At 70.8% G+C, this 18081-nt stretch carries 20 protein-coding genes; 8 read left to right on the top strand and 12 right to left on the bottom strand.

What is annotated here, in order from left to right; translation table 11 throughout:
* Positions 1 to 88 precede the first annotated feature (88 nt).
* From IE249_RS17880 to IE249_RS17865, 4 genes are all read right to left on the bottom strand, one after another.
* A complete protein-coding gene (locus IE249_RS17880; protein WP_189705829.1) occupies positions 89 to 493 on the bottom strand; it encodes a PPOX class F420-dependent oxidoreductase in 405 nt (134 codons plus the stop codon).
* Between the two features lie 57 nt (positions 494 to 550).
* Positions 551 to 1048, bottom strand: coding sequence for a 2-C-methyl-D-erythritol 2,4-cyclodiphosphate synthase (gene ispF / locus IE249_RS17875; RefSeq protein ID WP_189705828.1), 498 nt, complete (start codon positions 1046 to 1048; stop codon positions 551 to 553).
* Positions 1038 to 1874, bottom strand: a complete 837-nt coding sequence (gene ispD, locus IE249_RS17870) for a 2-C-methyl-D-erythritol 4-phosphate cytidylyltransferase (protein WP_229858753.1) — start codon at positions 1872 to 1874, stop codon at positions 1038 to 1040. Before ispD ends, ispF begins: the two co-directional genes overlap by 11 nt.
* Positions 1875 to 2186: 312 nt before the next feature.
* Positions 2187 to 2669, bottom strand: a complete 483-nt coding sequence (locus tag IE249_RS17865; protein ID WP_003953493.1) for a CarD family transcriptional regulator — start codon at positions 2667 to 2669, stop codon at positions 2187 to 2189.
* 681 nt (positions 2670 to 3350) lie between these two features.
* Here IE249_RS17865 and IE249_RS17860 point away from each other — a divergent pair.
* On the top strand, positions 3351 to 4043 hold the full coding sequence (locus tag IE249_RS17860; protein ID WP_189705827.1) for a copper chaperone PCu(A)C domain-containing protein: 693 nt from the start codon (positions 3351 to 3353) through the stop codon (positions 4041 to 4043).
* An 88-nt stretch (positions 4044 to 4131) separates the two neighbouring features.
* On the opposite strand, the gene phoP is transcribed toward IE249_RS17860, so the two are convergent.
* Complete coding sequence (phoP, locus tag IE249_RS17855; RefSeq protein ID WP_466193417.1) at positions 4132 to 4803, bottom strand: two-component system response regulator PhoP; 672 nt, start codon at positions 4801 to 4803, stop codon at positions 4132 to 4134.
* Positions 4804 to 4808: 5 nt separating this feature from the next.
* On the bottom strand, positions 4809 to 6122 hold the full coding sequence (gene phoR, locus IE249_RS17850; RefSeq protein ID WP_189705825.1) for a two-component system sensor histidine kinase PhoR: 1314 nt from the start codon (positions 6120 to 6122) through the stop codon (positions 4809 to 4811).
* A gap of 188 nt (positions 6123 to 6310) precedes the next feature.
* Here phoR and phoU point away from each other — a divergent pair, with 188 nt between their 5' ends.
* The 5 genes from phoU (at position 6311) to IE249_RS17825 (ending at position 12059) form a co-directional block, all read left to right on the top strand.
* Positions 6311 to 7000 (top strand): phosphate signaling complex protein PhoU, encoded by a 690-nt coding sequence (phoU, locus tag IE249_RS17845; RefSeq protein WP_189705824.1) that lies wholly within the window; start codon positions 6311 to 6313, stop codon positions 6998 to 7000.
* A gap of 123 nt (positions 7001 to 7123) precedes the next feature.
* A complete protein-coding gene (locus IE249_RS17840; RefSeq protein WP_189705823.1) occupies positions 7124 to 7279 on the top strand; it encodes a hypothetical protein in 156 nt (51 codons plus the stop codon).
* 360 nt (positions 7280 to 7639) lie between these two features.
* On the top strand, positions 7640 to 8173 hold the full coding sequence (locus IE249_RS17835) for a lamin tail domain-containing protein (protein ID WP_189705822.1): 534 nt from the start codon (positions 7640 to 7642) through the stop codon (positions 8171 to 8173).
* Between the two features lie 424 nt (positions 8174 to 8597).
* Positions 8598 to 10316: a trypsin-like serine peptidase gene (locus IE249_RS17830; protein WP_229858752.1), complete on the top strand. Its 1719-nt coding sequence runs from the start codon at positions 8598 to 8600 to the stop codon at positions 10314 to 10316.
* A 132-nt stretch (positions 10317 to 10448) separates the two neighbouring features.
* The gene (locus tag IE249_RS17825) at positions 10449 to 12059 is read left to right on the top strand and encodes a hypothetical protein (protein ID WP_189705821.1); all 1611 of its coding nucleotides are present in this window, start codon (positions 10449 to 10451) and stop codon (positions 12057 to 12059) included.
* On the opposite strand, the gene IE249_RS17820 is transcribed toward IE249_RS17825, so the two are convergent.
* From IE249_RS17820 to IE249_RS17800, 5 genes are all read right to left on the bottom strand, one after another.
* Entirely contained in the window at positions 12035 to 12547 is a 513-nt protein-coding gene (locus IE249_RS17820) for a hypothetical protein (RefSeq protein WP_189705820.1), read from the bottom strand. The genes IE249_RS17825 and IE249_RS17820 overlap by 25 nt on opposite strands.
* Before the next feature lie 31 nt (positions 12548 to 12578).
* A complete protein-coding gene (gene lepB, locus IE249_RS17815; protein WP_189705819.1) occupies positions 12579 to 13223 on the bottom strand; it encodes a signal peptidase I in 645 nt (214 codons plus the stop codon).
* A gap of 70 nt (positions 13224 to 13293) precedes the next feature.
* The gene (locus IE249_RS17810; protein WP_229858751.1) at positions 13294 to 13659 is read right to left on the bottom strand and encodes a hypothetical protein; all 366 of its coding nucleotides are present in this window, start codon (positions 13657 to 13659) and stop codon (positions 13294 to 13296) included.
* A 240-nt stretch (positions 13660 to 13899) separates the two neighbouring features.
* The gene (locus IE249_RS17805; RefSeq protein WP_189705818.1) at positions 13900 to 14496 is read right to left on the bottom strand and encodes a dihydrofolate reductase family protein; all 597 of its coding nucleotides are present in this window, start codon (positions 14494 to 14496) and stop codon (positions 13900 to 13902) included.
* Between the two features lie 336 nt (positions 14497 to 14832).
* Positions 14833 to 15594 (bottom strand): phosphoglyceromutase, encoded by a 762-nt coding sequence (locus IE249_RS17800; protein WP_189705817.1) that lies wholly within the window; start codon positions 15592 to 15594, stop codon positions 14833 to 14835.
* 194 nt (positions 15595 to 15788) lie between these two features.
* On the opposite strand from IE249_RS17800, the gene IE249_RS17795 reads away from it, so the two are divergent.
* Positions 15789 to 17066 carry an MDR family MFS transporter gene (locus IE249_RS17795; protein WP_189705816.1) on the top strand — a complete coding sequence of 426 codons (1278 nt, stop codon included), beginning with the start codon at positions 15789 to 15791 and terminating at the stop codon, positions 17064 to 17066.
* Positions 17067 to 17096: 30 nt separating this feature from the next.
* On the opposite strand, the gene IE249_RS17790 is transcribed toward IE249_RS17795, so the two are convergent.
* Positions 17097 to 17555 (bottom strand): DUF2000 domain-containing protein, encoded by a 459-nt coding sequence (locus IE249_RS17790; RefSeq protein ID WP_189705815.1) that lies wholly within the window; start codon positions 17553 to 17555, stop codon positions 17097 to 17099.
* A gap of 49 nt (positions 17556 to 17604) precedes the next feature.
* Here IE249_RS17790 and IE249_RS37650 point away from each other — a divergent pair.
* Positions 17605 to 18081 (top strand): AraC family ligand binding domain-containing protein (locus IE249_RS37650; RefSeq protein ID WP_229858750.1); only part of this gene is annotated, 477 nt, incomplete at its 3' end.

The following is an 18081-nucleotide window of genomic DNA, read 5'->3' as shown; positions in this document are numbered from 1 at the left end:
CTTGCGACCATTGCGGTGACAAGGCACGCATTCGTGACCTCGCCGGCGGACCGGGGACGGGCCGCGCCCTGATCCGGGCCGCCCGGGCTCAGAGGCTGCCGACGACCTTCCGCGCCCTGATCCGCACGACCACCCGCTCGGCGTCCTGGGCCGAGGCCGGGTTGAACTCCGCGTACTTCTTGCCGGTGTACTTCAGGCTCAGCTCGTCGATGAGCTCCTGGCCGCCCTCGGTGGTCATCTCCGCGGTGCCGCGGATCTCGGCGTACTCGTACGGGGACTCCGGGTCCTGGACCACTACGCCGATCCGCGGGTCGCGGTCGAGGTTCTTCTTCTTGCGCCGGTCGACGGTGGTGGAGACGAGCAGGTCGTCGCCGTCCCGCTTCACCCACACAGGGGACATCTGCGGACTGCCGTCCGGCTGAACGGTGCCGAGGACGACGAAGACGGGGCCGTCGAGCAGGCTCTTGAGGCGGTCGGACAGTACGGCGGACATGGGGGCACCCTCCGGTCCATCGGCTGATCGGGGTTTCGCGGGTACCCTCGCACGCCCTCAGCTCACCCGCACCACGAGCGCCGTGGCCACGGCCATGAGCCCTTCGTCCCGGCCGGGGAAGCCGAGCCCGTCGGTCGTGGCGCCGGAGACGGTCACCGGGGCGCCGGCCGCCTCGGAGAGGATCTTCTGCGCCTCCTCGCGCCGCTTGCCGATCTTCGGGCGGGGGCCCACGACCTGCACGGCGACGTTCCCGATCCGGAAGCCCGCCTCGCGCACGATCCGCGCGGCCTCCGTCAGCAGCGTCACCCCGGACGCCCCGGACCACTCGGGCCGGCCGGTGCCGAAGTGCTGCCCGAGGTCACCGAGCCCGGCGGCGGAGAACAGCGCGTTGCACGCGGCGTGGGCGACGACGTCCGCGTCGGAGTGCCCGGCCAGGCCCGGCCCCTCGCCCTCCCACTTCAGGCCCGCGCACCACAGCTCGCGGCCCTCCTCGAAGGCGTGGACGTCGGTGCCGATGCCCACCTGGGGCAGCGCCAGGGGAAGGTCAGAAGCCATCGTTGAGCCTCCGGCGGGCGAGGACCGCCTCGGCGAGGACCAGGTCGAGCGGGCGGGTGACCTTGAAGGCCTCCTCGTGGCCGGGCACGGCCACGACCGGCTCGCCGAGCTGCTCGACCATGCTCGCGTCGTCGGTGACGTCGTCGGTGACCGTCTCGTGGGCGCGCACCAGGGTGGCCCGGTCGAAGCCCTGCGGGGTCTGCACGGCGCGCAGCCGCGCCCGGTCCGGGGTGGCGACCACCGGTTCGGGCCCGCCCGGCACGGCGGCCGGCTCGACCTGCTTGACGGTGTCCGCGAGCGGCAGCGCGGGGACGACGGCGGCCGCCCCGTCCCGTACGGCCTCGATGACGGCGTCCACGGTGTCCACCGGCACCAGCGGCCGGGCCGCGTCGTGCACGAGGACGATGTCGTGACCGGGAGGCAGCGCCTCCAGACCGAGCCGTACGGACTCCTGACGGCTGTCGCCGCCCGGGACGACCATGAAGTCGGTGCTGCCCCAGCTGCCGCTGGGGGTGCCGCCGGGCAGCGCGTGGGCGTCGAGCAGCGACTTGACCTCGGCGGCGCCGTCCGGCGGGGCGACCACGACCACGAGGGAGACGGCGCGGGAGGCCGCCAGCGCGCGCACCGCGTGCACCAGCATCGGCGTGCCGCCCAGCGTGCGCAGTGCCTTCGGGGCGCCGGGGCCGAGGCGCACGCCCCGGCCGGCGGCCGGGATCACGGCGGCGACACGGGTGGCGGGGCGGTCGGCCGGACGGTCGGCGGAGCGGTCGCCCGGACGGTCGGTGGGGCGGTCATCCGCGGGCGAAGGGCGCGATTCGTCAGACATCGGTTCCTGTCAGGTTTGTGTGCTGGCCTTGTCTGGGTATGGCCACACCGTGCCGGGCGCGACGCCCCGACCGGACCCTTCCGTGACCCTGGTCGGGCGCACTGCCCGGGCCCGGCACACACTATCGGGGGCCCCACCCCGTCGTACGGCAGGGACGCCACGCGCGGGATGCCGCGCGGGTACGAACATGCCGCAGCGCCCGGCGACAGCGAACGCGTCATCGGGCACCGCGGCATTATCAGTGTGCTGAACTGAATTATCAGTGTGCTGAACTGAGGCGGGTGGTGCGGTCGCCCCGGATCAGGACCGGCGTCAGGACGCGAGAACCTCGTCGAGCAGGGCCTCGGCCTTGTCCTCGTTGGTGTTCTCCGCGAGGGCCAGCTCACTCACCAGGATCTGGCGGGCCTTGGCGAGCATGCGCTTCTCACCTGCGGAGAGTCCGCGCTCGCGCTCCCGGCGCCACAGGTCGCGCACGACTTCCGCGACCTTGATGACGTCGCCGGAGGCGAGCTTCTCCAGGTTTGCCTTGTAACGACGCGACCAGTTCGTGGGCTCCTCGGCGTACGGAGCACGCAGCACCTCGAAGACCCGGTCCAGCCCGTCCTGACCGACCACATCACGCACACCCACGAACTCCGCATTGTCCGCCGGTACGCGCACCGTCAGATCACCCTGGGCGACCTTCAGCACCAAGTAGGTCTTGTCCACGCCTTTGATCTGGCGAGTTTCGATGGCCTCGATCAGCGCGGCCCCGTGATGGGGATAGACCACGGTGTCGCCAACCTTGAACGTCATGTGACAGGTACCCCTTCCGTGGCTATCCAGGGTAACACGGATACGGCGTCTTCTGAATGGCGTTTTCGCAGGTCAGGGCATATCTCGGGGCTTGACAACAGCGACAGGAACGTGCTTCGAGAGGGTCGGACGACCCAAGAGGAAGGAGGTATTCGCAGGTCGGAGGGGCTCTCCGCGCGGGGTGAAACGCGTACGCTACACACATCCGACGCCCCCTCCAAACGGCCGAACATCCCGATATGTCCGTTTCCTGACGCTCGACTTCCGCTACTCCGTTCGATGCGGATGCGTCACGTCCGAGCCGAATCGGGAATTGATCACGACGCCCGGACAACGCGCCGTCATGCCGGCGGTGATCAATTCCCGTGCGCCCGCGCATTCCCGCACCGGAAATCCGCGCAAGCCTCCTCGATGGCGGAGTCGGCCTTCTTATGTGAATGGCGGACGGACACCCGGCCAATGGCGCGGGGCCAATGGGACGACGGCAGCGTATTGCGGGCGCGGTGACGCCCCTGCTGGGGAGGGGTGCGCGGGTGCCCCGTGGTGCGGAGGAGGCACTGAGGGGCGGGTCGGGTGCGAAGCCCCGGGAACGGCTCGGTAACCTATGGCCGCTGACAGTCACTTAGGGCGGCTTTACAAGGAGCCGCCTGCTCCGCCCACGTTCAAGGAGTTGCCGCCGCCGTGAGCAGCAGCCTTCGACGCGGCGCCCTCGCCGCCGCCGCCATCGCGTTCTCGATCGCCTCGCTCGCCGCGTGCGGTGCCGGCAACAACGCCCAGACGCTCCAGGTCAAGCCGGACAACGCGGCCACCACCGTCGGCGACATCAAGGTGCAGAACGCCACGGTGATCACCCAGCCCGACCCGCAGTCCAAGGGCCCGGCCGTCATCTCCGCGACCGTCTTCAACACCGGCACCACCGACCAGACCCTGGACTCCATCAGCGTCCAGGGCGACGGCACCGCCCAGCTCTCGCCGGCGGGCGGCAAGGGCAAGCTGACCGTCCCGGCCGGCGGCTCCGTCGTCATCGGCGGCAAGGGCAACGCCTCCGCCGTCCTGTCCAACGCCGGCGTGGCCGTTCAGAACGGCAACGCGCAGCAGATCACCTTCACCTTCAGCAAGACCGGTGACGTGAGCCTGCGCGCCTTCGTCGTCCCGGCCAAGAGCTACTTCGACAAGTGGGGCCCGAGCAACGTCCCGGCCGCCCCGGGCGCGGGCGGCACGGCCAAGCCGTCCGCATCGTCCTCCACGGGCAAGCCGTCGAAGTCGCACGCGCCGTCCAAGTCGCCGTCCGGCTCGCCCTCGGCGACCAGCCAGGACGCCGGCACCGCCGTGACGCCGAGCGACTCGGCCTCCCAGTCGGCCTCCGGCCACTGATCCCGCAGGACCCGTACGAACAGTGGGCGGCACCCTCCGGCCGGAGGGTGCCGCCCACTGCTTCGCGCTGCCTCGCGTCTACACGGCCTTACGGCTCGAACTTGTAGCCGAGCCCCCGCACCGTCACCAGGAAGCGCGGCGCCCCCGGGTCCGGCTCGATCTTCGCGCGCAGGCGCTTGACGTGGACGTCCAGCGTCTTGGTGTCGCCCACGTAGTCGGCGCCCCAGACGCGGTCGATGAGCTGCATGCGGGTCAGCACCCGGCCGGCGTTGCGCAGCAGCATCTCCAGCAGGTCGAACTCCTTGAGCGGGAGGTCGACCTTGGAGCCGGCCACGGTGACGACGTGCCGGTCGACGTCCATGCGGACCGGGCCGGCCTCCAGGGCGGCCGGGGTGACCTCCTCCGGCTCGCCGCGCCGGCGCAGCACCGCGCGGATACGGGCGACCAGCTCGCGGGAGGAGAAGGGCTTGGTGACGTAGTCGTCGGCCCCTATCTCCAGGCCGACGACCTTGTCGATCTCGCTGTCCTTGGCGGTCACCATGATCACCGGGACGTTGGAGCGGCCGCGCAGCTGGCGGCACACCTCCGTACCGGGCAGCCCCGGCAGCATCAGGTCGAGGAGGACGAGGTCGGCGCCGTTGCGCTCGAACTCGTCGAGTCCGTCGGGCCCGGTGGCCGCGACGGCGACCTCGAAGCCCTCCTTGCGGAGCATGTACGACAGGGCGTCGGAGAAGGACTCCTCGTCCTCGACGACGAGCACTCGGGTCACGGAAGGACCTCCGGGGCGGGAAGCGGTTCGTACGGGGATGAGTCGGTGGGGGGATGCCCGTTCTCGTCGTCGAGACCGGGATGCCGCCGGGCGCGGTCGCGGGCCTCGCGGGCCGCTGCCGCCTCCGGCAGTCGCAGGGTGAACGTGGAGCCCTGTCCCTCGGCGCTCCACACCGTGATCTCCCCGCCGTGCGAGGCGACCACGTGCTTGACGATCGCCAGACCCAGACCGGTGCCGCCCGTGGCACGTGAGCGGGCCGGGTCGACGCGGTAGAAGCGCTCGAAGATGCGCTCCTTGTCCTTGTCGGAGATGCCGATGCCCTGGTCGGTGACGGCGATCTCGATGAGGTCCCCGCCGGGCGCGGTGACACTGCGGGCGGCGATGCCGACGCGGGTGCGGGCCGGGGAGTAGTTGACGGCGTTCTCCACGAGGTTGCCGAGGGCGGCGGCGAGCTGGCCGCGGTTGCCCCACACATGCAGGTCGGCGGTGCCCGCCCGTCCCCCACCGCCGCCCTCGGAAGGCCCTTCGGGTCCCTTTATCGCGGTGGCCATGGTGATCTGCTTGGTGCCGGCCTGGTGGCGGCAGCGGTCGATGGCCTCGGCGACGAGTTCGTCGACCCGCACGGGCTCGGCGTCCTCGAGGGGGTCGTCGTTCTGCACGCGGGAGAGGTCGATGAGCTCCTGCACCAGGCTGGTGAGCCGGGTCGCCTCGATCTGCATCCGCCCGGCGAAGCGCTGCACGGCCTCGGGGTCGTCCGAGGCGTCCATGACGGCCTCGGAGAGCAGGGACAGCGCGCCCACCGGCGTCTTCAGCTCGTGGCTCACATTGGCGACGAAGTCGCGCCGTACGGCCTCGATCCGGCGGGCCTCGGTCAGGTCCTCGACGAGCAGCAGCACCAGCCGCGACCCGAGCGGGGCGACGCGCGCGGAGACGGCGAGGGCCTCGCCGCGTCCGGTGCCGCGCCGGGGCAGGTCCAGCTCGACCTGCCGTATCTCCCCGTCCCTGCGGGTGTCCCGGGCCATCTGGAGCATCGGCTCCACGGCGAGCTTGCCGCCCCGGACCAGCCCGAGGGCGTACGCCGCCGAGCTGGCCTTGACCACGCCGTCGGCCTCGTCGAGGACCACGGCGGAGGAGCGGAGCACGGACAGCACGGTGTCCACGCCCGGCGGCAGCACCGGGTCGGTGTGCAGGGACGTACGGGTCGGGCGCTTGAGCTCCCGCTCGCTGAAGCGGAACGCCAGCACGGCGATGACGCCGGTGAGCACCCCGGCGATCGCTGCCGCTGCGGCGACCGCCGCGTTCACGTCCATGCGTCCAGGTTAGGCGTGGCGCAGGTCGTGCCCACAGCCGTCCGGGTGCGAGCTCGAACACTCGTCGCCCAGAGTTCACCTGGGAGCCAGTGACGGTTCATTCGGGGTGACGGAAACGGACGCGTAGCGACCCGACCGTGGGAGCGTGGGGTTCACACCCCTGCCGGATACGCACGAGAGGGAACCTGATGCGGGACGCGTACCACGAGGAACTGGACTCGATCGGCGACGGTCTGGTGGAGATGGCCCGGCTGGTCGGGTCGGCGATCGGGCGCGCCACGACCGCCATCCTCGACTCGGATCTGAAGCTGGCCGAGAACGTGATCGAGGCCGACCAGAAGGTCGACGAGCTCCAGCACGACCTGGAGGCACGGGCCATAGCGCTGCTCGCCCGGCAGCAGCCGGTGGCGACGGACCTGAGGATCGTCGTGACGTCCCTGCGGATGTCCGCCGACCTCGAGCGCTCGGGCGACCTCGCCCAGCACGTGGCCAAGCTCGCCCGGCTGCGCTTCCCCGAGCGCGCGGTCCCCTACGACCTGCACGCCACGATCCTGGAGATGGGCCAGCTCGCCCAGCGCCTGATGGCCAAGGCGGCCGAGGTGATCATCACCAAGGACGTCGACCTGGCCCTCCAGCTGGAGCAGGACGACGACGAGATGGACCTGCTGCACCGCACCCTGTTCCAGCACCTGATCGACGACCGCTGGAAGCACGGCATCGAGACGGCCGTCGACGTCACCCTGCTCGGCCGCTACTACGAGCGCTACGCCGACCACGCGGTCGCGGTGGCCAAGCGGGTCGTGTACCTGGTGACCGGCGAGCACGCGGACGAGCTCCAGCAGGACATCCAGCCGGTGACCGGCGTGGAGGGTGCCTGAACCGGCGCGGGGAACAGGCGCGAGGACCGGACGCCGGGGCGCGCGTAAGCCACTGTGCGCCGTTGATGCGCCCAGGGAAGCGGGCATGGAATGGGCAAAGGCACCGGCCTCGAGGAGGGACCCATGACCGATTCCCCCAGCACCACGCCCGACCCCACGCAGGAACGCGAGACCGAGCAGCCCGCCGAGATCAAGAGCCTTCCGCTCTTCGGCGCCTGCGGCTGCGGCTCGGGCTGCGGCTGCGGGTGCCAGTCGGGCGGCCCCTGCCAGTGCGGCTGACTCCGTAACCTCTTCACCACGAAGGGCCCCGGCGCACGCCGGGGCCCTTCGACGTGCGTAGGCACGGCACGTGCGCGCCCCGGCCGTTACCCACTTTCGGGTGACGCGGACCACACGGCCGGGGTGGCGCAAACTGGCGACAGCCCCCACAAAGCCCGTAAACAAAGCCTTCGGCCCCGCACTGCCCGTCAACCCGGCACCTTCGGCTGATAAATGGACATTGCACTCAAGAGTCACAGATACATGGACGACCTGTAACACGGTCCGGATTGCGACAACGGACGGTGGGCCCCGGGGCCAAGGTGTGTCTGCGCGGCCGACCGGCCGCACTCGCACTTCGCACTCCATGCAGGGGGCACTGTGTCCGTTTCCGCTTCCGCCACCACCCGACGTCTCGCCGCGGCCGTCCTCACGGCCGGCGCCCTGGTCGGCACGGTGGCGCTGCCGGCGTCCGCGGCCGACCACGCGCGTCCGCACCGCCCGCAGGTGGAGATCACCCACGTGCAGTACGACACCCCGGGCCGGAACGACCGCTCCAACCGTTCCCTCAACCACCAGTGGGTGGAACTCACCAACACCACCCGCCGCTCGGTGAACCTGGACGGCTGGACGCTGTCCGACCGGGAAGGCCGCACCTACACCTTCCACCACTACCGGCTGGACGGCCGGGCCACCGTCCGCGTCCACACCGGAGTCGGCCGCGACAGCCGCCGCGACCTGTTCCAGGATCGCCACCACGTCGTCTGGGACCAGCGCGACACCGCCACCCTGCGCAACGACCACGGCCGCCTCGTCGACTCGGTCTCCTGGGGCAGCGAGCGCCGCGGCCACCGCTCCGACGACCGCCGCATCGACCGCCACGACGACCACCGCGACAACCGCCACCACAACTGACCCCTGACGCCCCACACCTCGAAAACGACGCAGCCAGGAACCCCCTCCCCGCGCACACAGCGCGGGGAGGGGGTTCTGCCGTTGGCCGGAAAGCCGTGGCCGGTGTTGGGCCATGTTGGTGATCACACCGCGACGCGCCTCAACTCGGTGGCCCCGTTCGGGTGTTCGTGCGAAGATCGCGTGTCCTGTCGCCGTTCGGGTGCGTTGCCGTGGAGGTGTGCGCCCCGTCAGTGGAGTGGAATTGTTCTCGCGTCACAGACGTCTGGTGGTCGTAGCCGCCGTGTGCGCGGCCGTGCTCGGGGGTTCCGGGCAGGCCGCGTGGGCCGGGTCCCCGTCACCCACGCCGTCCGCCGGTGCGACCCCGGCACCCTCCCCCTCCGCACCCTCCGCGCCCGCCGCGTCGCCCGCGCCGGATGCGCCGCCCGTGCCGGGTGCGGGGTCGGGGCGGGAGGCCCGGGACGCCGCCGAGTACTGGACCGCGCGGCGGATGGCCGCCGCCCAGCCGCTGGACGACACCAAGGACGCGGCGCCCACCGTCGGTTCCGGCGCGCGCTCGGTGGCGGGCGTGACCAAGGGCACGCTGTTCGGCGGCACCCGGCTCGTCGGCACGTTCTTCGGCTCCGGCGGCCCGAACGGCACCGACTGGACCTGCACCGGCAGCGTCATCGACACCCCGGCCAGGAACATCGTCCTCACCGCCGCCCACTGCGGTCTGGGCATCAAGGCCGACTACATCTTCGTACCGAAGTTCCTCAAGGGCGCCGGCCCCGACCAGCAGCCCTACGGCATCTTCCACATCCAGCACGTCTACATCGACCCGCGCTACGTGCCCGACAAGGGCTCCTCGACCACCAGGAAGCCCTGGTCCGACCTGGACACGGCCTTCGCGCGGGTCTCGGCCAACCAGCGCGGGCAGCAGCTCCAGGACGCCGTGGGAGGCGGCCTGACCTTCACCCAGCCGTCCGGCTACGCCAACAAGAACGTGACCGTGGTGGGCTACCCGGCGCGCAAGTACGGCAACGACGCCGGGCAGGCCATCAAGTGCACGGTGCCGACCACCCAGCTCCCCGGCTACCGCCAGATGTCCATGACCTGCGGCGGCTACTACGGCGGCACCTCCGGCAGCCCCTGGATCACCGACTACCAGGACGACGCCACCACCGGCCACGTCATCGGCAACCTCGGCGGCTACAACGGCGGCGGCAACGACGCGAACGTCGACTACATCAGCTACGCCCCGGCGTTCGGCACCGACGCGGCCAACCTCCTCGCCGACGCCGTCGCCGGCCAGGACCCGCCGGGCGACCTGCCCCCGTACCAGGGCATCCAGGCCAAACTGCCCGGCGGCTCCGGGACTTGGCAGCACGCCAAGCTGCTGGCCTCCGGCGAGTACACCGGCGACAGGTACAGCGACATGATCGTGATCTGGTCGGACGGCGAGGTCAGCCTCTACCCCGGCGACGGCAAGGGCGGGTTCCTGGCGGAGACCCGGCTGCGCTCGGCCAACACCGCCTGGGGCCAGGCCGTCACCATCACCGGCGGCGACTTCGCCGGCGGCGACCGGTACGACCTGATGGTGCGCTGGTCCAGCGGCAAGGTCAGCCTCTACCCCGACGTCAGCCCCGCCGGCCTCGGCAAGGAGATCCAGATGGCGCCCGCCGGCTCCAACTGGAAGAACGCCGTGCAGATGACCGCCGGGCAGTTCCACAACGGCAAGTACGTCAGCGACCTCGTCGTCCGCTGGTCCTCCGGCGAACTCACCCTCCACACCGGCGTCGGCCCCGGCACCTTCGGCACCACGCACCGCCTACAGGCCCCCGGCTCCGCCTGGAAGGACGCCACCCTGGTGACCAGCGGCACCTTCAGCCACCGCACCAACTGGGACCTCCTCGTGCGCCGTTCGGACGGCGAGGTCGACTCCTACGCGGCCACCTCCTCGGCGGGCCTCGGCACGAAGACCCGCCTCAGCGGTCCCGGCACCACCTGGACCCACGCCCAGGTCATGACGGCGGGCAACTACACCACCAACGGGCTCGGCGACGACCTGATCGTCCGCTGGTCCGACGGCGAGACCACGCTGTACGCCGACACGAGCGCGACGCGGCTCGGCGCCGAGAACACGCTGGTGTACCCGAACACCTGACCACCGGCACGGTGCGTTCCACGACCGGTCGGCCGCTTCCCGCGTCCGCCTTTCCCGCTAATGTCCGCGCATTCCCCGGCAGTCGGGGAAGATGGGGCAGGCGGGGGAGGCCGGGGGAAGCCGGGGGGGAACATGCGGACGCCCAACGACCAGGAATACGCGAGTCTGCTGGCCATGAGCGACAGCCGCCGGCTCTTCGTGGCGCGCTGGACCGAACTCTTCGACGCGCAGGTCTCCTTCAGATTCCGCCACCGGCCGATCACCCGGGAACTGCTGGGCCGGGAGCAGGCCGCCATCACCCTGAACAGGCAAGGGACTCAGGTCCTCGACCGCAGCGTGCTGTACGCGCAGTTGGTGAACGAGGAAACGCAGCAGTTGCCGCAGGTGATGTTCAAGCACTGGAGCGCCGGCTTCGTGGAGTCGTCCCCCATGGACGCCGCGGAGAGGATCGCCGGCGGTTTCGCCCTGGCCGGCCACAGCAACGAACTGCTCTTCCAGGCGCGGCGGCACCTTCTCAACGGCGGTGATCTCCAGGAGCAGCTCGACGACGCCGTACGGTGGCATTCCGAACGGTCGTACCGGCGCCCATTCCTGGTGGTGGTGCCGGCCGCCCAGAAGGGATTCGTCCCGGCGTCGTCAGGCCTGTCGCTGGCCCTGGCGGGCCAGGAGGACGGCCAGGGCCTTCTGCCACCGGCACTGGTGGCGGAGTACCGACGCGCCCTGCAGCGCGGGCATGTGGAGCCGGCGGACGTCTTCGTACGGGCCGTGATCGAGACGCAGGACGCCAACCGGGCGTGGGAGCTCTTCCGGGAACTCTTCGACCGCTATCTGACGCGGTTACGACCGTCCCTGCGCCCCGTGCCGCTGCGCGAGGGAACCTCGGTCTTCGTCTGGGATCCGCATCCCGGACCGGACGGAAGGGCCATCGGCTTCAAGCCGAAGCCGCCTTTCCCGTACCCCGCACCGCCTTTTCCGTCGGGCCCCCGGATGACGACGATCGTCGACTGCGCGTCATCCGATCCGGTGCTGGACGTCGTCCTCGACCAGTACGCCTCCGCGCTGCACGCGCTGAAGGCGAACGACACCCGCCGCGCCTTCATCCTGCTCATCCCCCTGCTGGACATCGCGTTCCAGTGCGGCACGGGAAGGCAGCGCCAAAAGCCCCCGTTCGCCCGCGCCATCGAGGCGGGCGCGCTGCTCCTCGCCCTCTCCGAACCCAAGGCCCACTTCGACCACTTGGTGCAGTTCCTCCGCCGCAAGAGCTGGATCACCGGCAGACCGGCCCTCGTCGCCAAGGACCACGAGGCACTGGCCATCCTCACGAACGAGCAGAAATGGTCGGCGATATGCCGTACTTACGACTGGAACCCCCTGGTCCACGTGCGGCGCACCCACCTCATGGCCATGCTCCGCGGCAACATGCGCCACCCCCAGCTCCGCCGGCGAACGGCCCGCTGGGACCTGGCCCGCGCCATCCGCGCCCGGCACGCCTACGCACACCGAGGTGAGCCCCTCACGGACACCCACCTCCTGGCGGTACTCATCGAAACGGTCCACCAGTGCCTGGCGGCCCGCTGCGCGGCCGCGGAGACCGGCACGGAATTCGGCACCCTGATCGACCTCATGGAGGACGTGGTGACGGGAACCCGCACCCTGCCCGACTGGCCCTCCTTGGCGCTGGACGGGCTGTGGTCGCTTCCGCCGTACCTGCGGCTGTGTCAGAGGTCGTCGAAGGAGAGCTGAACAGGGACCGGGCCCTCGGGGCGGACAGGCGACCTGGGGACCTTCCACCACCGGGTACGCAGTCTCCTGCGCCGGGGAAGCTCCACGGCGAGCCTGAAAAGGCGATAGCCCTGATCGTGGAGTGCGTCCAGCAACTTCGACTCGGCCTCGAACCTGAACTCGGTCTCGCCCATGGCGGGAATGGCAGGCAGTTGCTCGACCTGCATCACCGTCTGACCGTAAACCCTGAACCTGCTCCATCTGTTCGGCTTGAGCTCGACAAGCAGTCTTCTCGGTGCGACCGCTGTGACGCTCGTGTTGTTGAGCCAGATGGTGAACGGGCGTCTGCCACCCGGATAGAAGCTCGACTCACTCAGTCCGGACTTGCTCACCTCCATCTCGACCTTGGGCCGCGCACGCTTGTATCCCTTGTAACTCAGGAACATGTTGCAGAAGGTGAAGGCCGCGCTGGCGCCCGACACTATGAGAGCGATGACTGGGAGCGACATGATCCAAGCATGCCCCGGCCCTCGTTGCCGCTCAGGCCACAGGCCAAGGCGGTGCCGGCGGAAGCGATCGCCGGGCACGTCGCCCAGCCACGCAGCTTCCGAGACCGGCCAGGGTCAGCACGATCCCGAGGCCCCCGAGGGCCGCCGGCGCGGTCCAGTCCTCCACCACTCGTCCCCGCACTCCGGAGGCCGCGACACTGCCCGACTGCTCGCCGAGGTGGAAACGGGAGTCGTTGGAGTTGTCCCGGTGGTCGCCCAGCAGGAACAAGCGCCCATCCGGCACCGTCACCTCATACGGCCCGACCGCCGGGTTCTCCCCGCTGTCCGTCACGTACGGTTCGCTGACCGGCCTACCGTTCACCGAGACCCGGTTGCCCTCACCCGTCACGTGATCGCCACCCACCCCGATGACCCGCCGCAGCAGTGGTCCCAGCCGGGTGTGTTCCGGTGCGTCGATGAGCAGGACGTCGCCCCGGCGTATCTCGCTCGCGTCGATCCGCTCGATGAACAGCCGATCGCCCTGGCGGTACGTGGGGCTCATGGAGCCGCCCATGACCGTGGCCATCCGGTAGGTCCCGAGGGTGTACACGATGGTCCCCACCAGGAGGGTCAACCCGAGCGGCGCCAGCACCCAGGCCGCAGCCGTCCATCCGCCGAATGCTCTTCGCCGCTGCATGACCAGCCTCTCCGTGAACCGCCCGACGGCTGTGCGGGCCGACAAAGAGTACGCGGGCGACGGCACGGCTCTAAGCGGTCGGCTCGTCCTCGTCGGCGGGGGCCGGCGCGAACATGTCGCCGATGTCGTTCCACATGAAGCCCTCCCGCCAGTCCGGCTTGTCGAGCATCCAGCCGAGGAGGGCCCGCGACACCTTCTCCTGCGACACCGTGCGCGTCCGGTAGTGCTCCGCGGGGACACCGTCGCGGTATTCCAACTGGTAGGTGTTGTCGTCGCGGAACCAGACCTGGATGTACCAGTCGCCCTCCAGCCCCTCGTCCCGGCGCTCGAGGATCAAGTACTCGTTGCCGCGTCCCAGATTGCCGAGCATGGTGCCCACTGCCGGTTTCGTGGGCCGCTTCAACTCGTGACCACGGCCGTTGGTCGCTATCAGCATGGGGGGATTCTGCAGGGTGGGTCTGACATCGGGGCGCGGGACGGTGCCTGCTCCGGCGCTCCGGCGGTCACGAGACGACCCCCGCAGCCGAAAGACCCCTGGCGGCGGCTCAGACGCAGGCAAGGGCCCTGGAGATCGCAGCCCGCTTCGACGGCCGGGGCCGGATCGAGCTGACCATCGCACGCCTGCGCGCGGGCGGTCCGTTGCTGCCGGCGCGGGAGCCGGCCCCGAAGTCCAGCTTCAGCTGTCGACGCGCGTGTAGGTGAGGAACACCGCGCCGCTCTTGAGGACGGTGTGGTCCGCGAGTGTCCAGGTGCGCGGGTCGAAGGCAGCCTTGCGGGAGAACAGCGGGATCCCGTCGCCGATGGTCAGCGGGCCGACTTTGAGAATGAGCGTGTCGATCTCGGCGTACAGGGAGCCCGCGAGCTCGGCGCCGCCCAGTAGCCAGATGTCCTTGCCGTCCTGCTGCTTGAGTTCGCGCACGGTCGCCACCGGGTCGTCGGCGACCAACTCGACGGCCGGGTCCGGGCTCTCGGTCAGGGTCCGGGAAAATACCAGGTGACGCAGGTGGGGATAGGCGTCGGTGAGGCCGGCCGCAAGACCGATCTCGTAGCTGCGCCGCCCCTCCAGCACGGTGTCGAAGTGCGTGCCCTCTGCCGTGACGGACAGTGCCTGCCGAGCCTGGACGGGCAGCGTCTCCGGGTACTCGGCCACGAGGTGCCGTATGTAGTCCTCCGGTACGGGCCAGAAGCCGTTGGGACCGGTGGGGTCCCCGCCGTCCGGTCCCGCGATGAAGCCGTCGAGAGTGGTGGCGATGTAGTGGACGAGTCTGCGCATGCCGGGCCCCTTCCGTCGATCACGCTGTCACGCCACGGCCCGGCACTGCCGGGTGACGTGCTGAGGCGCGAGGCCTCTGAGTGATCATGGCACCCGTCCGACCGACACGAGCGCCGTACCGTCGAATCCCGTGAACAATCGCCCGCGGGCCGGAACTCAGCGGCGCTGCAGCTGCGTTGGGCTGCCGAAGCCTCCCCCCGGCGGGGCGAGGTGGTCTCCCTCTCGGAGCGTCCGGCATGTCCGGCGCGTCCGCGCGTCGTCTTCTCCAAGTTTCCAGATCACGAAAATGCCTCCCGTCCGCGCCCTAGGCGCGGACGGGAGACCTGATCACAGAACCTACTTCTTCTTGCCCTGGTTCTTGACCGCCTCGATGGCCGCTGCCGCGGCGTCCGGGTCGAGGTAGGTGCCGCCGGGGGTCACCGGGTGGAAGTCGGCGTCCAGTTCATAGGAGAGGGGGATGCCGGTGGGGATGTTGAGGCCCGCGATGTCGGCGTCCGAGATCTGGTCGAGGTGCTTGACCAGGGCGCGGAGGCTGTTGCCGTGGGCGGCGACCAGGACCGTGCGGCCGGTCAGGAGGTCGGGGACGATGGCGTCGAACCAGTACGGGAGCATCCGGGCCACGACGTCCTTCAGGCACTCCGTCTGCGGGCGCAGCTCCGGCGGGAGCGTCGCGTAGCGCGCATCGGAGAACTGGGAGTACTCCGCGTCGCGGTCCAGCGGGGGCGGCGGGGTGTCGTAGGAGCGGCGCCACAGCATGAACTGCTCCTCGCCGAACTCCTCCAGCGTCTGCGCCTTGTCCTTGCCCTGGAGCGCGCCGTAGTGGCGCTCGTTCAGGCGCCAGGAGCGGTGGACCGGGATCCAGTGGCGGTCCGCGGCCTCCAGGGCGAGCTGGGCGGTGCGGATCGCGCGCTTCTGCACGGACGTGTGGACCACGTCGGGCAGCAGGCCGGCGTCCTTCAGCAGCTCACCGCCGCGGACTGCCTCCTTCTCGCCCTTGTCGTTGAGGTTGACGTCCACCCAGCCGGTGAACAGGTTCTTCGCGTTCCACTCGCTCTCGCCGTGGCGGAGGAGGATCAGCTTGTACGGTGCGTCGGCCATGCCTCCGAGCCTAATCCACGCCCTCCGCGCCGCGCCCCGGCCGCCCGCCAGGCGGACAGGAGGGGAAGGAGCCTCCCGGGTCAGCCGACAGTTGACGGGTTCTGTTAATTGAGTGGTCCGGCGCCGACCCGGCCCCGTAAGTTGTGCTCGCCGTTTCGGCCGCTTACATTCACCGCTCGTACCCGGGGGCCTCCATGTCCGTCGCCAGTCTCAGACGTGCCGCGCGCGAGACCGTCTCGGGGCTTCCCCGCGAGTTCTGGTGGCTGTGGACCAGCACCCTCGTCAACCGGCTCGGCGCCTTCGTCGCCACCTTCATGGCGCTGTACCTCACCCTCGACCGCGGGTACTCCGCCTCCTACGCCGGTCTCGTCGCCTCGCTGCACGGTCTCGGCGGGGTCGTGTCGTCCCTCGGCGGGGGCGTCATGGCCGACCGGCTCGGACGCCGGCCGACCCTGCTGGTCGCGCAGGCCTCGACGGCCCTCGCGGTCGCCGCGCTCGGCTTCGTGCGCGACCCCGTCGCCATCGCCGGGGTCGCCTTCCTCGTCGGCATGGCCTCCAACGCCTCCCGGCCCGCCGTGCAGGCGATGATCGCCGACATCGTGCGGCCGGAGGACCGGGTACGCGCCTACTCGCTCAACTACTGGGCGATCAACCTCGGCTTCGCCGTCTCCTCCATGGCCGCCGGTTTCATCGCGGAGTTCAGCTACCTCGCCGGGTTCCTCATCGAGGCCGGCATGACCATGGCCTGCGCGATCGTCGTCTTCCTGAAGCTGCCCGAGTCCCGGCCCGCCGCGCCGGAGGGCGCACACGGAGCGGACGCGGGCGCGCACGGCTCCGTGCGGCTCGCGACCGTGCTGCGCGACCGGCGGTTCATGGCCGTGGTCGGGCTGTCCTTCCTCGTCGCCGTCGTCTTCCAGCAGGGTGCGGTCGGTCTGCCGGTGGCCATGGGCCGGGCCGGGTTCACGCCCGCCGACTACGGCATGGCCATCGCCGTCAACGGCATCCTGATCGTCGCCCTCCAGATCCCGGTCACCCGCCTCATCGAGCACCGCGATCCCCGGCGGCTCCTGGTCGTCTCCTCGCTCCTGGCCGGGTACGGCTTCGGGCTCACCGCCTTCGCCGGGTCGGTCGGCGTCTTCGCGCTCACGGTCTGCGTCTGGACCCTCGGCGAGATGGTCAACGCGCCGACCCAGACCGGGCTCGTCGTACGGCTCTCCCCCGTCCACGGGCGCGGCCGCTACCAGGGCGTCTACACGCTGTCCTGGTCGGTGGCCGCGCTGGTCGCGCCGCTGATGTCCGGCGCCGTCATCGACCGGCTGGGCGCGGAGTGGCTGTGGGGGTCCTGCGCGGTCGTCGGCACGGTGGCCGGCGCCGGGTACGCGGTGCTCATGCGGCGCCTGCCGGGCGCGGAGCGTGCAGGCGCCGGCGCCGAGCCCCCGGCGAGCACCAAGCAGGAGGCCACGGCCGCCTGACCCGGAAGGGGCCGCGGCACGGTCCCGCTCTCACGGGTGCATCCGTGCGCCCTTCAGCACCTTGTCCACCGCGTTCCTCGGGCCGTGCACCGCGAGGCCGACCAGGTCCAGTTCCGCGGTGCGGACGGATCGGACGGCCGCGCGGTTGTCGTGGTCGTTGCCGGTGGTGAACAGGTCGGAGGTGAAGACCGCGCGCGGCAGGGCGCGGGACAGGGTGCGCGCGTGGGCCGCGGTCAGCGTCTCCTTCGTGCCCTCGAAGACCAGTACCGGCTGGCGGAACATCGGCAGGTACGGCACCTCGTCGGCGTCCTCGTACGGCTCCCCGATCACCTCGGGAAGGACCGTGCCGAGGCCGCTGACCAGGAACGCGGTGACGTTCAGACGCTGCCAGCGCTCCAGGTCCTCGCGCAGCAGCACGGCGATCTTGGTGTCGAAGCGGACGGGCGGCGCGGCGGGCCGCGTGTTCTGCGGGCTGGACTGCTCGTTCATGGAATGAGACTCGCCGACGCCGTACGGCGCCGTCTTGTACGTTCTTTGCGTGGCCGGACAGCAGCGGGCCCCCCGGCAGCCCGGGCGCGCCGAGCGCCCCGGGCGGGACGTCGCCGCCTGGCGTCCGGGCGTCCCGGGTGTCGTGGAGGTCTTCCACGCCCACTTCACCGAGTACGCCTACCCCATGCACGTCCACGAGGCGTGGACGCTGCTGATCGTCGACGACGGCGCCGTACGGTACGACCTGGACCGGCACGAGCACGGCACGCCGCACGACACCGTGTCCCTGCTGCCGCCGCACGTGCCGCACAACGGGTCCGCCGCCACCCCGGAGGGCTTCCGCAAGCGCGTCGTCTACCTCGACGCGACCCGCCTGGGCGACGAGTTCATCGGGGCCGCCGTGGACGGGCCCGATCTGCGCGACCCGGTGCTGCGGCGGCGGGTGGGGCAGCTGCACACCGCGCTCGCGCACCCCGGTGACGAGCTGGAGGCGGAGAGCAGGCTGACCCTGATCGCCGAGCGGCTC

Source organism: Streptomyces anandii JCM 4720, assembly GCF_014650655.1.
Lineage (GTDB): Bacteria > Actinomycetota > Actinomycetes > Streptomycetales > Streptomycetaceae > Streptomyces > Streptomyces anandii.
Note: the sequence above shows the minus strand (reverse complement) of the source record. Positions and strands in the feature narration are given on the sequence as shown.

Bases quoted from the DNA above. Each gene is read 5' to 3' on its own strand.
- IE249_RS17825 (WP_189705821.1), top strand. From the start codon at position 10,449: ATGCGGACGCCCAACGACCAGGAATACGCGAGTCTGCTGGCCATGAGC.
- IE249_RS17880 (WP_189705829.1), bottom strand. From the start codon at position 493: ATGTCCGCCGTACTGTCCGACCGCCTCAAGAGCCTGCTCGACGGCCCC.
- phoU (WP_189705824.1), top strand. From the start codon at position 6,311: ATGCGGGACGCGTACCACGAGGAACTGGACTCGATCGGCGACGGTCTG.
- IE249_RS17820 (WP_189705820.1), bottom strand. From the start codon at position 12,547: ATGTCGCTCCCAGTCATCGCTCTCATAGTGTCGGGCGCCAGCGCGGCC.
- IE249_RS17810 (WP_229858751.1), bottom strand. From the start codon at position 13,659: ATGCTGATAGCGACCAACGGCCGTGGTCACGAGTTGAAGCGGCCCACG.
- IE249_RS17800 (WP_189705817.1), bottom strand. From the start codon at position 15,594: ATGGCCGACGCACCGTACAAGCTGATCCTCCTCCGCCACGGCGAGAGC.
- IE249_RS17795 (WP_189705816.1), top strand. From the start codon at position 15,789: ATGTCCGTCGCCAGTCTCAGACGTGCCGCGCGCGAGACCGTCTCGGGG.
- ispF (WP_189705828.1), bottom strand. From the start codon at position 1,048: ATGGCTTCTGACCTTCCCCTGGCGCTGCCCCAGGTGGGCATCGGCACC.
- IE249_RS17865 (WP_003953493.1), bottom strand. From the start codon at position 2,669: ATGACGTTCAAGGTTGGCGACACCGTGGTCTATCCCCATCACGGGGCC.
- phoR (WP_189705825.1), bottom strand. From the start codon at position 6,122: ATGGACGTGAACGCGGCGGTCGCCGCAGCGGCAGCGATCGCCGGGGTG.
- IE249_RS17840 (WP_189705823.1), top strand. From the start codon at position 7,124: ATGACCGATTCCCCCAGCACCACGCCCGACCCCACGCAGGAACGCGAG.
- lepB (WP_189705819.1), bottom strand. From the start codon at position 13,223: ATGCAGCGGCGAAGAGCATTCGGCGGATGGACGGCTGCGGCCTGGGTG.
- IE249_RS17790 (WP_189705815.1), bottom strand. From the start codon at position 17,555: ATGAACGAGCAGTCCAGCCCGCAGAACACGCGGCCCGCCGCGCCGCCC.
- ispD (WP_229858753.1), bottom strand. From the start codon at position 1,874: ATGTCTGACGAATCGCGCCCTTCGCCCGCGGATGACCGCCCCACCGAC.
- IE249_RS17805 (WP_189705818.1), bottom strand. From the start codon at position 14,496: ATGCGCAGACTCGTCCACTACATCGCCACCACTCTCGACGGCTTCATC.